Annotated in this window: 15 protein-coding genes; 7 read left to right on the forward strand and 8 right to left on the reverse strand. The window is 63.7% G+C overall.

Going from position 1 to position 12,534, the window contains the following annotated elements; all coding sequences use genetic code 11:
* Positions 1–2: 2 nt before the first annotated feature.
* Positions 3–659 carry a GntR family transcriptional regulator gene (locus tag AB4Z53_RS17610; RefSeq protein ID WP_441596795.1) on the reverse strand — a complete coding sequence of 219 codons (657 nt, stop codon included), beginning with the start codon at positions 657–659 and terminating at the stop codon, positions 3–5.
* A 271-nt stretch (positions 660–930) separates the two neighbouring features.
* On the opposite strand from AB4Z53_RS17610, the gene AB4Z53_RS17615 reads away from it, so the two are divergent.
* The 6 genes from AB4Z53_RS17615 (at position 931) to AB4Z53_RS17640 (ending at position 6,523) form a co-directional block, all read left to right on the forward strand.
* Positions 931–2,385: a M20 family metallopeptidase gene (locus tag AB4Z53_RS17615; protein ID WP_441596797.1), complete on the forward strand. Its 1,455-nt coding sequence runs from the start codon at positions 931–933 to the stop codon at positions 2,383–2,385.
* Between the two features lie 33 nt (positions 2,386–2,418).
* Entirely contained in the window at positions 2,419–3,138 is a 720-nt protein-coding gene (locus AB4Z53_RS17620; protein ID WP_441596799.1) for an ABC transporter permease, read from the forward strand.
* Positions 3,138–3,860: an ABC transporter permease gene (locus tag AB4Z53_RS17625; RefSeq protein WP_441596801.1), complete on the forward strand. Its 723-nt coding sequence runs from the start codon at positions 3,138–3,140 to the stop codon at positions 3,858–3,860. The genes AB4Z53_RS17620 and AB4Z53_RS17625 overlap by 1 nt, the downstream gene beginning before the upstream one ends.
* A 2-nt stretch (positions 3,861–3,862) precedes the next feature.
* Positions 3,863–4,639, forward strand: a complete 777-nt coding sequence (locus tag AB4Z53_RS17630) for an ABC transporter ATP-binding protein (protein WP_441597010.1) — start codon at positions 3,863–3,865, stop codon at positions 4,637–4,639.
* Positions 4,640–4,708: 69 nt separating this feature from the next.
* A complete protein-coding gene (locus tag AB4Z53_RS17635) occupies positions 4,709–5,566 on the forward strand; it encodes a transporter substrate-binding domain-containing protein (protein ID WP_441596803.1) in 858 nt (285 codons plus the stop codon).
* A 489-nt stretch (positions 5,567–6,055) separates the two neighbouring features.
* Complete coding sequence (locus AB4Z53_RS17640) at positions 6,056–6,523, forward strand: SRPBCC family protein (protein ID WP_441596804.1); 468 nt, start codon at positions 6,056–6,058, stop codon at positions 6,521–6,523.
* A 121-nt stretch (positions 6,524–6,644) separates the two neighbouring features.
* Here the strand turns inward: AB4Z53_RS17640 and AB4Z53_RS17645 are convergent, their stop codons facing one another.
* A complete protein-coding gene (locus tag AB4Z53_RS17645) occupies positions 6,645–6,857 on the reverse strand; it encodes a hypothetical protein (RefSeq protein ID WP_441596806.1) in 213 nt (70 codons plus the stop codon).
* A gap of 234 nt (positions 6,858–7,091) precedes the next feature.
* On the opposite strand from AB4Z53_RS17645, the gene AB4Z53_RS17650 reads away from it, so the two are divergent.
* The gene (locus AB4Z53_RS17650) at positions 7,092–7,577 is read left to right on the forward strand and encodes a BA14K family protein (protein ID WP_223727666.1); all 486 of its coding nucleotides are present in this window, start codon (positions 7,092–7,094) and stop codon (positions 7,575–7,577) included.
* A 120-nt stretch (positions 7,578–7,697) separates the two neighbouring features.
* Here the strand turns inward: AB4Z53_RS17650 and AB4Z53_RS17655 are convergent, their stop codons facing one another.
* From AB4Z53_RS17655 to AB4Z53_RS17680, 6 genes are all read right to left on the reverse strand, one after another.
* The gene (locus AB4Z53_RS17655; protein ID WP_113539297.1) at positions 7,698–8,015 is read right to left on the reverse strand and encodes a hypothetical protein; all 318 of its coding nucleotides are present in this window, start codon (positions 8,013–8,015) and stop codon (positions 7,698–7,700) included.
* Between the two features lie 199 nt (positions 8,016–8,214).
* Positions 8,215–8,418, reverse strand: a complete 204-nt coding sequence (locus AB4Z53_RS17660; RefSeq protein ID WP_113539298.1) for a hypothetical protein — start codon at positions 8,416–8,418, stop codon at positions 8,215–8,217.
* A 135-nt stretch (positions 8,419–8,553) separates the two neighbouring features.
* Positions 8,554–10,626, reverse strand: coding sequence for an ASKHA domain-containing protein (locus tag AB4Z53_RS17665; protein ID WP_441596808.1), 2,073 nt, complete (start codon positions 10,624–10,626; stop codon positions 8,554–8,556).
* 186 nt (positions 10,627–10,812) lie between these two features.
* Positions 10,813–11,145 (reverse strand): hypothetical protein, encoded by a 333-nt coding sequence (locus tag AB4Z53_RS17670; RefSeq protein ID WP_113539300.1) that lies wholly within the window; start codon positions 11,143–11,145, stop codon positions 10,813–10,815.
* A 48-nt stretch (positions 11,146–11,193) separates the two neighbouring features.
* The gene (locus AB4Z53_RS17675; RefSeq protein ID WP_162768846.1) at positions 11,194–11,397 is read right to left on the reverse strand and encodes a hypothetical protein; all 204 of its coding nucleotides are present in this window, start codon (positions 11,395–11,397) and stop codon (positions 11,194–11,196) included.
* 137 nt (positions 11,398–11,534) lie between these two features.
* Complete coding sequence (locus AB4Z53_RS17680; RefSeq protein ID WP_113539301.1) at positions 11,535–12,500, reverse strand: methyltetrahydrofolate cobalamin methyltransferase; 966 nt, start codon at positions 12,498–12,500, stop codon at positions 11,535–11,537.
* Positions 12,501–12,534 lie beyond the last annotated feature (34 nt).

Consider the following 12,534-nt stretch of genomic DNA (forward strand, 5'->3'; position numbering starts at 1 on the left):
GCTCACGCCTTGATCGGCGCCTGGCGGATGTGGATTTCGATCAGGCGTTTCAGTTCGGCCAGGTCTCTCGCCTCAAGCGCATCGACCATCAGATGGTGTTCGCGCGCGGACTGCTCGATGCGCGCCCGCGTGCGCCATTGCGAGACCGGTGCCGACACGGTGCGCTGGCGGATCTCGGCAACGACGTCGACGAGTTCGGAATTGCCGGCGAGCTGCAGAAGCGCGCGGTGAAAGGCGAGGTTGGCGTCGTAATGCTCCATGATGGAGCCGCGGAACGACATCTCGTCAAACTCCCTCGCAAGCCCGCGCAACTCGCCGATCGCCGCCGGCGTGACGTTGGCGATCATTCGGTCGGCGACGCCGGTTTCGAGAATGACGCGGATATCGCTGATCTCCCGTGTGCGCTGGTCATCGAGCTCGTAGACCTGATAGCCGCGGTTGGGATTGTGCTGCACCAGCCGGCGCTGCGACAGCCGGTCGAGCGCCCGGCGCACCTCCGGCCGCGTGCAGTCGTAGCGGCGCTCCAGGTCGATCTGCTTGAGCCAGGCGCCCGCCGGCAAGGTCCCGGTCAGGATGTCGTGCAGCAAGAGGTCGGTGACGTCCTTCTTCTCCTCGGGCTTCTCCTCGGGCGCCAGCATTTCCGTCAGATCGTCGCTCATTCCCTGCCTTACACTGTCTTGGCCGCTGTTGCCGGCGCGTGCCCCCTTCGGCGGCGCGTGCCCACGTTCCCTGTCGCGGCGGAATTGGCTCCATTTTTGGAGAAACTATGATGCTGCCCTGAACAATTCAATGCGGGAGAGCGGCGTTCCATGTTGGCCTTCGCCGTTGTGCACATCGGTCGAAATGTTTCAGGACCCTCTTGTGTATCCAAAAATGTTATCATAAATTGGCGCCAATTCTGGTTACTATTGTTGCGGAAGTCAAGAAACGATGAAAAATGCGGATGCCGTCTGGGACCTTCTCGAAGCCAAGCGCGAGCGGTTTTTCGTGCTCAGCGACCGGGTCTGGGATACGCCGGAAACCAACTACGAGGAGTTTTCCTCGTCGGCTGAACACGCGGCGCTGCTGGAAGCCGAAGGGTTCCGTGTGTCGCGCGGCATTGCTGGCATGCCGACGGCGGTGATGGGCGAGGCGGGCGAGGGCGGACCGGTCATCGCCATTCTCGGCGAGTTCGACGCGCTGCCGGGATTGAGTCAGGAAGCAGGCGTCGCTGAGGAGCGGCCGCTTGTCGAAGGCGGTAACGGTCATGGCTGCGGCCACAATCTGCTTGGCGCCGGCGCGATGATGGCGGCGACCGCCGTCAAGGATTACCTCGCTGCCAAGGGCATCAAGGGGCGGGTGCGGTATTACGGCTGCCCGGCGGAAGAGGGCGGCTCGTCCAAGGGTTTCATGGTGCGCGCCGGCGTCTTCGACGATGTCGATGTCGCCATCTCCTGGCATCCCGCACCCTTTGCCGGTGTCAACAACCCGATCTCGCTTGCCTGCAATGAGCTCGACTTCCGCTTCAGCGGCCGGGCGTCGCATGCATCGGCGGCGCCCCATCTCGGCCGCAGCGCGCTCGACGCGCTCGAGCTGATGAATGTCGGCGTCAACTACCTGCGCGAGCACGTGCCGTCGTCGGCGCGCATCCACTATGCGGTGACCGATACGGGCGGCAACGCGCCGAATGTGGTGCAGGCCCGGGCCAAGGCCCGATATCTCGTGCGCGCCCGCAGCCTGCCGGAACTGCTCGACCTCGTCGAACGGGTGCGCAGCGTCGCCAAGGGCGCAGCGATGATGACCGGAACCACGGTCACGGACGAGATCGTCAGCGGCGACGCCAACCTGATCGGCAACACGCCGCTCGAAGCGCTGATGCATCGCCAGCTCGAGCATCTGGGCCCGCCTGAGTTCGACGAGGACGACCGGCGGATGGCGGCAAAGTTCCAGGAGACCTTTACCGGCGAGGATATCGCCTCGGCCTTCGAGCGTTTCGGCCTGAAGCTGCGGCGGGGCGTTTCGCTCTGCGACACGATCTTTCCGCCGGAAAACGGCGCCGGCACGCTCGTTGGCTCCACCGATGTCGGAACGGTGAGCTGGGTGGTGCCGACCGTGCAGATGCGCGGCGCGACCTACGCGATCGGTACGCCCGGCCATTCCTGGCAGCTGGTCGCGCAAGGCAAGCTGCCGGCCGCGCACAAGGGCATGGAACATGCGGCCAAGGTGATGGCGAGCACGGCGGTGGAGCTGATCCTCGATCCCGCGCTCATCACTGCTGCCAAGGCGGACCACGCGGCACGGCTGGAGGGCACGCCCTTCGTCAATCCCATTCCTGACGATGTCGATCCGCCGATCCCCGGGGTCGGCGACGTGAAACTGCCGATCCCCGGGGTGAACCATGGTTAAGTCATCGATCGACACGCGAAGGGAGGCGCTGCGATGACTGAGCCCGGTTTCCTTGACATCATCAGCGTTGGGCCGGACGGCTGGGGGCCGGCGCTTGCCGCCGGCGCCTGGATGACTATCCTGATCGCCGTCGCCGGCTTTGCGATCGGCGGTCTCATCGGCACCTTCGGCGCCTGGGCGAAGATCTCCGGCGGCCCGGTCGTTCGCGGCTGCGCCGAGGCCTATACCACCGTGCTTCGCGGCATTCCCGACCTCCTGGTCATCTATCTCTTCTATTTCGGCGGCAGCGCCGTGGTGACGGCCGTCGGCCAATTGTTCGGTGCGGAGGGCTTCGTCAGCTTCCCTGGCTTCATCGCCGGTGCGCTTGCCGTCGGCATCACCTCCGGCGCCCAGCAGACCGAGGTCTATCGCGGCGCGTTTCGCGCCGTGCATCCGGGCGAGCTGGAGGCGGCAACCGCTTGCGGCATGGGGCGGCTTCTCAAGTTCCGCCGTATCACCGCGCCCTTGACGCTGCGTTATGCGCTGCCGGGCCTTGGCAACGTCTGGCAGGTGGTGTTGAAGGAATCCGCACTGGTCTCGGTCACCGGTGTCGTTGAACTCTTGCGCCAGGCGCAGATCGGTGCCGGATCGACCAGCCGTCCCTTCGACTTCTTCTTCATCGCAGCGATGATCTATCTCGCCATTTCCACAGTCTCGGGCCTCGTTCTTCAGGTCACCGAGCGCCGGTTCTCGCGTGGCGTCAGGAGGGGTTGATGGATATCCGGTTTGCCCTCGAAACCTTCTGGAGCCTGGCGGCGGCCCTGCCGCTGACGCTGGAGCTTGCCGCGACATCGATCGCGCTCGGTTCGGTGCTGGCTCTCGGGTTGGCGCTCGCCCGTCTTTCGGGAATCCTCGCGCTCGATCTCTTTGCTCGCACTTACGTGTTCCTCTTCCGCGGCACACCGCTGCTCGTGCAGATCTTCCTGATCTATTACGGCCTCAGCCAGTTTCCGGCGGTGCGTCACAGCATCTTCTGGCCGCTTCTGCGCGAGCCCTACTGGTGCGCGGTGCTGGCGCTGATGCTGAACACGGCTGCCTATGCCAGCGAGATCATCCGCGGCGGCCTGCTTTCTGTGCCGCACGGCCAGCTGGAGGCCGCAAGGGCCTGCGGCATGGGGCGCTTCATGATCTTCCGCCGCATCGTCATGCCGCAGGCGCTGCGCCAGGCGCTGCCCGGTTACGGCAACGAGATGATCTCCATGGTCAAGGCGACCTCGCTCGCCTCGATCATCACGCTGATGGAAATCACCGGCGTCGCCGCCAAGCTCATCTCGGAGAGCTACCGGGTGATCGAGGTCTTCGTCGTCGCCGGCGTCATCTATCTCGCCATCAACTTCGCGCTGACCCGGCTCGTTGCGTTTGCCGAACACAGGTTCAACCCGCGACTGCGCGCGCCGCTGCCGATCTCGGCCGAACTCAAGGGAGAAACCCATTGAACATGTCTGCCGCCGTTACCACGCCGGTCGCGATCCGCGTGCACGACCTTCACAAGAGCTTCGGCCATATCGAGGTGCTGAAGGGCGTGTCGCTCGATGCGCGCGAGGGTGAGGTGATTTCCATCCTCGGATCCTCCGGCTCCGGCAAGTCGACGCTGCTTCGCTGCATCAACATGCTGGAGGTGCCGAATTCGGGCACGATCGAGGTTGCCGGCGAGGCGATCCGGCTCAAGACGTCCAGCGATGGGCGCAGCCGCCCGGCCGATCAGAAGCAGGTGGACCGCATCCGCTCCGAACTCGGCATGGTGTTCCAGAGCTTCAATCTCTGGTCCCACAAGACCGTTCTCGAAAACGTCATCGAGGCGCCGGTGCATGTGCTGAAGCGCCCGCGGGCGGAAGCGATCGAGGAGGCGGAGGCGCTGCTTGCGAAGGTCGGCATTGCCGACAAGCGCAACCACTATCCCTCGCATCTCTCCGGCGGCCAGCAGCAGCGCGCCGCAATCGCCCGTGCGCTGGCGATGCGCCCGAAGGCGATGCTCTTCGACGAGCCGACCTCGGCGCTCGACCCGGAACTGGTGGGCGAAGTGCTGCGCGTCATGCGCGGTCTGGCGGAGGAGGGGCGCACCATGCTGGTGGTGACCCATGAGATGGGCTTTGCCCGCGATGTCTCGAGCCGCGTCGTGTTCGTGCACAAGGGCACGATCGAGGAGGAGGGGCCGCCGCACGAGGTCTTCACCCGGTCGAAGTCCGAACGCTTCCGCCAGTTCATCAAGAGTTGATTGCGCCGGCTGCGGCCGGGCAATCGCAAGAGAACGACCAATCAACATCCACAAAAGGGGAATGCTGTAATGAAGAAGACGACCGCAATCATGGCGTCGGCACTTGCCGTCGCCGCGGGGCTGATGTCCATGCCGGCGCAGGCCGAGGACAAGAAGTGGACGAAGGTGACGATCGCCACCGAAGGCGCCTTTCCGCCCTATAACCTCACCAAGGCGGACGGCACGCTCGACGGCTACGAGATCGAGCTCAGCAAGATCCTCTGCGACCATATGAAGGTCGAGTGCACCGTCATCGCCCAGTCCTTCGATGGCATGATCCCGGCGCTCAACGCCGGCAAGTTCGATGCGATCATGGCCGGCATGTCGGCCACCGAGAAGCGCAAGGAAGTCATCGACTTCTCGATATCCTATGGCAGCACCGGCCAGGCCTTCGCCACGCTGAAGGGCGGCGATCTCGAAACGCTGCCGATGAAGGGTGAGCTGTTCTCGCTCACCTCCAACGAGGCAGGCGCGCGCAAGGCGATCGACGAGCTGAAGCCGCTGATCGAGGGCAAGACCATCGGCGTCCAGACCGCTTCGATCGCGGCGCGCTTCATCGACGAATATCTGAAGGGCGTCGTCGAGGTGCGCGAGTACAAGACGACCGAGCAGCACGATCTCGATCTCGTCGCCGGCCGCGTCGATTTCGTCATGGCCTCCATGGGCTACCTGAAGACATCAGTCGAAAAGCCCGCCAACAGCGATATGGTCATCACCGGCCCCCGCTTCCAGGGCGGCTTCCTCGGCGCCGGCAGCTCCGTCGGCCTACGCAAGAGCGACCCAGAGCTGAAGGCGCTGTTCGACGACGCGATTTCCGCTGCCAAGGCCGATGGCACCATCAAGCGCCTGTCCGAAAAGTGGTTCGGCTTCGACCTGACGCCGCAGTAAAGCCGGTCACCACCGCCATCAACGCAAGCGCCGCGCGTTCCATCCAATGCGCGGCGGTTTCGTCATTTCCGACCTTGTTTCGAACACAATCGCCCCCTATATACCCGGACATCGGTATTGCTTATGAGCGCTGAAAATTCTCGCCGCTCGCAATTGCCGCGTCGCTTTAGACTTTTGACCACGGATGTACTGGCACTGGTGTAAGAGCGATGATGAGGAAGGTCGGTGCGGTTTCGCCCCGGCCTTTTTTGTTGTCTGCATAGCGCTTCTGCCTGACGTCGATTGGCCGACTTCACGTGCCGCCGATCCAATCGGCCTGATAATTGCGGGAAAGGGCTTGATCGGTTCTGCTGGTAAAAGCTTGCCGCCTGCTCGATGATCGATGAACATCCAATGTTTGGTTCAGAGGATGGCGGTCAGCCACAACCGTGTGACCCGCGGACTTGCGACCTATGACGATCGCCTATGACGATCAATGGGAGGCAGCGCATGCAAGTGATCGTGCCAGCCCCGGTGCGGAAATCCGTCACCGTCAGCGCCCCAGCAGAGCGCGTCTTCGAGAATTTCACGGCCCGAATGGGCGACTGGTGGCTGAAGACCCATAGCCTGACCACGAGCGGGCAGAAGACCGTCGTCGTCGAGCCTCGGGTCGGCGGGCGCTGGTATGAAATCGGCATGTCGGGCGAGGAGAAGGACTGGGGGCGGGTGCTCGCCTACGAGCCGCCGAGGCGCATCCTCTTTGCCTGGCAGCTCAATGCCGAATGGACCTTCGATGAGGAGTTCCGCACCGAGGTGGAGGTGACGTTCGACCCGGCGGACGCCGGCGGCACGACAGTGCGGCTCGAGCATCGCGACCTCCAGAACTATGGCGCCAAAGCGGAGGAGGCCCGCAACTCGCTCGATTCCGAAGGCGGCTGGGCGGGGCTGCTCGGGGCGTTTGCGGTGAGGATCGGGTGAGGCGGGGCCGGGCGAGGCGGGGCAGCCGATCGGCCGGCACTGTGCAGGGCAGGAAATCAGACGCAATGGATCCATAGCCAGCGTGAGACATTGAGGGCGGCCCCAGCCGCCCTCAATGCCGTCAATCGTCGTATTTCGATACCTTGCCTCTCTGGCGGTTCTCATTGATCTTGCCATTCTTGCCGAGGCTTCCGGGCTTGTTGACCCCGCCGGCCAGTTCCACTGTTCCAACGGTTTTGGCTGCGGGATGCTTTTCGGCGGATGCTGGCGAAATGGCAGCGAAGGCGGAGCCCGCAAGAGCGAGCGATGCCGACACGGCGATGATGATCTTCATGAGTTGTGTCCTCGGTTCAAGCCACGCGCATCAGGCGCGAGCGCCTTGGCTTAGCGCCGGCAGCACCTTGGTGACATACGGCAGCTGCCGTATTTCGACGATGATGGCGGACCCGAGATCTAGCCAAGGTTAGCCGTGCGTTAAGACCTGATGTAGCGCCACGCCGCGCACGTTCATCCCACGTTCATGGCGAGTTCCGGAAAATGCCACGACGAATAACTGTTGGATGAAGTCATGAAGAGAATAGGTGCAGTCCTCGTAGCCGCGGCTACGGCACTGTCGGCGGTCTCGGCGCAGGCCGTGCCCATGTCGCCCGTTAAGGTGGGGCAGGCCGCCACCCAACCGGTCGAGCTGGTCCACCACAAGCCAGGTCACTACGGCGGCCCGCCGCACAAGCGCGGCTACGACGGCTACCGCTACGGCGGCAACCGCTACAATGCAGGCCCACGTTACGGCTATTACAATGGCTACGAGGGTTACCGTTACCGTCGCGATGGATACCGCCGCCACAGTGACGGTTGGTGGTATCCGCTGGCCGCCTTCGGGGCTGGCGTGGTCATCGGTGGCGCGATCGCGCAGCCACCCCGCAGGGTCTATTCCAACGCGCCGTCTGCTCACGTGCAATGGTGCTATGACCGCTATCGTTCGTACAACGCCTACGACAATACGTTCCAGCCCTATTACGGGCCGCGCCAGGAATGCGTGTCGCCCTATTATTGAGCGGCGCTCCTGATTGACGACGGCCATCGGCTCGAACCCCGGTGGCCGCCTTCATGCGGCGACCGGGCTGCAAGATTCCGATCGCACGCGCTCGGAGCAATTGTCGCCGGGTCGGGTCGGTTACTTGGTTGGCGTCGGTGTCGGTCGCACCAGCGAGATGACCCTTGGCTTCGACGGTGCGTCCAGCCACTCGATCCACTTGTCCCGTTCCTCGATCGTGTCGAAGAACCGCCAGAGCTTGTAGTCCTCTTCTGTGGTCTGCAGCATTTCGCCGATCGAGACGAGTTCCATCGGCAGTTCCACCTCGTTCCCGTCGTAGCGGATGAAATAGATGCCTTCGGCGGCAAGCCGGATCACTTGGCCGGTGCCGTAGGTTCCATCCGGATCGTCGACGGTGAAATACATGCCGGTCAGGGTATCGAGAATTTTGTCGTTCATCGGTTTTGGATGCCAGTTCAAAGAATAGGTTTGATCAGACCGTCGCCTGCCGCCGGATTTAAGGCAAGCTGAAATCTCCAGTGTCCACATTCACCAACGAGCAAGGTGGCCCGATGCGTGACCGAACGACGACTTTCGCCGGTGCGTCAGGGTTCACTTTCAGGGAACGAAGGGCGGCCGATGCCGCCCTTCGTTTGCATCAGCCAAAAGACGGGGATTTGCCGCGCGGGCGGCTGGAACTGCCAAGGCCCGGCGTCGTGTTGGTTTTTCCGCTGCCGGCGGCCAGCTCGATTGCTTTCATGGCCTTCGCAGCTGGCTGATTATCGGCGGGCGCCAGCGAACCCGCAGCGAAGGCGGACCCGGCAAATGCAAGCGATGCCGCAATCGCGATGATGATCTTCATTGGTCTCTCCTTGGTTCAAGGCACGCGCAAAGGCGCGCCGACCTCGGCGTAGACCTGTGGTGAGAACGAGGACATACGGCGGTTGTCGTATTTCGACACGGCAGAGATTAGCGACTGCGTGGAATGGTTACCGGACTACTCCCGGCTTCTTCTCCGCCGCCTGCCGCCACCCTCGCCATCATCCGCCGTCACCTTGCGCTCGGGCAAGGTGACCACGGCCGAGAGCTTCGGGAACGCGTCGACCTTGTTGGGCATGGCCATGGCGTTGACGAAATGCTCCTGAAACTTTGATTCAAGCGCCGTCTCTATCTTCTCGATTTTGCTGACGGTTTGCTCGATCTCGCGGCGGTGGCCGCGGTTCAGGAGCGCCATCAGCGCGCCGGTGCCGGCCGCGTTGCCGACGGCCTTCACGTCTTCGAGGTCGCAGTCCGGGATGAGGCCGAGCACCATCGCGTATTTCGGGTCAATGAAGGAGCCGAAGGCGCCGGCGAAGCGGATGGTGTCGACATGATCGACGCCCTGCTTTTCCATCAAGAGCTTGATGCCGGCATAAAGGGCGGCCTTGGCGAGCTGGATGGCGCGGATGTCGTTCTGCGTCACCGTGATGCGCGGCTCGCCGTCATGCAGCAGATAGGAGAAGGTGCGGCCGTTCGGGATGATGCGCGGGCTCTTTGCCGCCATTGCGCCATCGACGACGCCATCCTCGGAGATGATGCCGGAGAGATACATCTCGGCGACGATCTCGATGATCGCCGAGCCGCAGATGCCGGTGACGCCGACGCTAGCCGCGGCTTCGGCAAAGCCTTCTTCGTCGGACCATTTTTCGACGCCGATCACGCGGAAGCGCGGCTCCAGCGTTGCGGGGTCGATGCGCACGCGCTCGATCGCGCCGGGGGCGGCGCGCTGGCCCGACGAGATTTCCGCGCCTTCGAAGGCAGGCCCCGTCGGTGACGAGGCGGCGACGACGCGGTCCCTGTTGCCGAGCACGATTTCGGCATTGGTGCCGACATCGACGAGCAGCATCATCTTGTCCTGGCGATAGGGCCCTTCCGAGAGCGTGGCGCCTGCCGCATCGGCGCCGACATGTCCGGCGATGCAGGGCAGCATGTAGAGCCGGGCGCCGCGGTTGACGTCGATGTCGATCTCATGCGCCCAGTATTGCAGCGCGCCGGACACGGCGAGCGCGAACGGCGCCTGTCCGAGTTCCGTCGGGTCGATGCCGAGGAACAGGTGATGCATGATCGGGTTGGCGACGTAGACCATGTCGAGGATGTCGTGGCGGTCGACCTCGCCCTCGGCGCAGACCTTGCCGATCAGGCCGTTGACCGCCTCGCGCACGGCCTTGGTCATCGCCTCGCGCCCATCCGGGTTCATCATCACGTAGGAGACGCGGCTCATCAGATCTTCGCCGAAGCGGATCTGCGGGTTGGACGTGCCCGAAGACGCGACGATGCGGCCCGAAAGCAGAGACACCAGATGCATGGCAATGGTCGTCGAGCCGATGTCGCAGGCAACGCCATAGGCCTCGTTCTTCAGGCCCGGCCACAGGCCGACGATGAAGGGGCGCGAGGAATCCATGTCGCGGTGGATGGCTGCGGTGACGGCCCAGTTGCCCTTGCGCAGGATGCCTTGCACCTGCGGGATCAGGTGCGGCGCAATCAGCAGATCCTTCCAGCCCCAGTCCTTCTCCAGCATCACCTTCAGGCGGTCGAGATCGCCGAGCGGCTTGTGCATGTCGGGTTCGTCGACCTCGACATAGCAGAGCTGGATGGCGGCGTTGCGCTCGATCACCCGGTCGGTCGCGGCCTTGCGCACGACCTGGGCGTTGATGACGGTGTCCTGCGGCACGTCGATGACGAGATCGCCGAGGATCTGGGCGGAGCAGGAGAGACGGCGGCCATCCGGCAGGCCGCGGATCTTCTCGTAGCGCTCTTCCTTGGCGCCCTTTTCCGTGATGTGCTCCAGCGAGGAGACGATCTTGTGCTTGGCGAAATTGCCTTCCTGCACCTCGATCTGACAGCGCCCGCAGGTGGCGCGGCCACCGCACACGCTTTCGACATAGACGCCGAGCTTGCGGGCCGCATCGAGAACCGGGGTGCCCACCGGGAAGCGGCCGCGCTTGCCCGAAGGCATGAACAGCACCAGAGGTTCCTTTTGGGTGGCTTCGGTCATGTTGGTCTCGATCTCGGAAGTGCCTTCGATGCGCATACTCGGGTCTTTCGTCAGGTCCGCTTCAACTCCGGAGTGAAGCACCGATAAGGTGCTTCATCTCGTGAGCGAAGCACGGCTAAACGGTTTCAGACTGCACCGGAACGCCGCCCGATAGTTGTCCAATCCCGACATGGAAGCATCTGTTTCAAACAGTTAAGGCATAGGCTCGGTGGCCGGTCAGGGTTACTTGCGCGACAGACGCCGGGCGTTGCTGCGCACCCTCTTGCCATAGGGCCTCAGCGCTGCGGAAGCAATCGCCGCGCCGTGGCCCGAAGCGGTGCCGCCGGTCATCAGGCGGACGGTATTGTCGAAGGCGGCTTTCCAGAGGGCGACATTGACGGCAACGACGCTTTCGGCCGTGGCCGCTATCTTCTCGGAGATCATGCGGTGAAGCTCGGTCACATCCTGCGTCTTGCCGGTCAGTGCCGCCATCTGCATCTCCTGCAGCCGGACGGCGATGACGAAGGGGGCTTCGAACCAGAGGGCTGCGGCATCGAGGCGAAGGCGGCGTGTCATGGTGATCTCCACGTTTGCATTGGCAGATGGAAGCGATGAAGTGCGCCGCTATTGTGTCCCGGCAAGCTTCACGACTGCGAATGCGTAGGCAAAGGCCGCTGCCAGGATCGCTGAGCTGCCCCAGATGCAAGTTTTGATCACGCGCTCCTGTGGCCCGAGATCGACCTTCTTTGCGACGCTGGCGAGGATGATTGCTCCAAGCACGACCGCAGTGACGATGATCACCGGTACAACATAGGTCCGCAGTGCCACCTAGAAGCGCTGAAATTCGGCCGCATCCTCAAACAACGCGTATCTGGTGATAACGGCCAAAGGGAGAATGACGGCAAGGAGGCGCAGTTGGCTTCTCATCGTCCTTCTCCCTTCCAGGTATGTTCGCAGAGACAGACCTATTCGCTTGCAGCGGCGCCACCTGTGCGGGCCGCGCGACCGCCGCGGCGACCGCCGCCAGCGCCGGCAGGGGCTGCTGCGGCAACGACGTGGCCGCCTTCGGCCGGCTTGTGGTCGCGGTAGGTCTTGATCCAGTGGGTGCAGTTCGGGTCGGTGCCGTTCAAGACGTTGGCGGCGCGCACGGCTTCCATCTCCTGCGGACGGCAGGGGTTCATGATCGCCGACGTCATGCCGGCGCCGATGACCATCGGGATGAAGCCGGCATTGATGCCGTGGCGGTGCGGCAGGCCGAAGGAGATGTTGGAGAGGCCGCAGGTGGTGTTGACCTTCAGTTCCTCACGCAGGCGTCGCAGCAGTGCGAAGACCTGCTGGCCGGCCGTGCCCATGGCGCCGATCGGCATGACCAGCGGGTCGACGACGATGTCGTGCGGCTTGATGCCGTAGTCGGCGGCGCGCTCGACGATCTTCTTGGCAACGGCAAAGCGCACGTCCGGGTCCTCGGAAATGCCGGTCTCGTCGTTGGAGATGGCAACGACCGGCACGTCATATTTCTTGCAGAGCGGCAGGATCGCTTCGAGCTTCTCTTCCTCGCCGGTGACCGAGTTGACGAGCGGACGGCCCTTGGCGACGCGCAGCGCGGCCTCGATCGCGGCGGTGACGGAGCTGTCGATCGACAGCGGCACGTCGACGAGGCCCTGGACGATTTCCAGCGTCTTGACCAGCAGCGGCGGTTCGGTCTCGTTCGGGTTGACGGCGGTGACGCCGGCGTTGACGTCGAGCATGGTCGCGCCTGCTGCAACCTGCTCCAGCGCGTCCTTGATGACCGTGTCGAAGTTACCCTCGATCATCTCGGCGGCGAGCTTCTTGCGGCCTGTCGGGTTGATGCGTTCGCCGATGACGCAGAACGGCTGGTCGAAGCCGATGATGATCTCGCGGGTGGCGGAAGCGACGATGGTCCGGGTCATGCAGGGTCCTTTGTCCTGTGGCGGCGGGCGCTAT

It is taken from the genome of Ensifer sp. 2TAB8, assembly GCF_052115125.1.
Taxonomy (GTDB): Bacteria; Pseudomonadota; Alphaproteobacteria; order Rhizobiales; family Rhizobiaceae; genus Ensifer.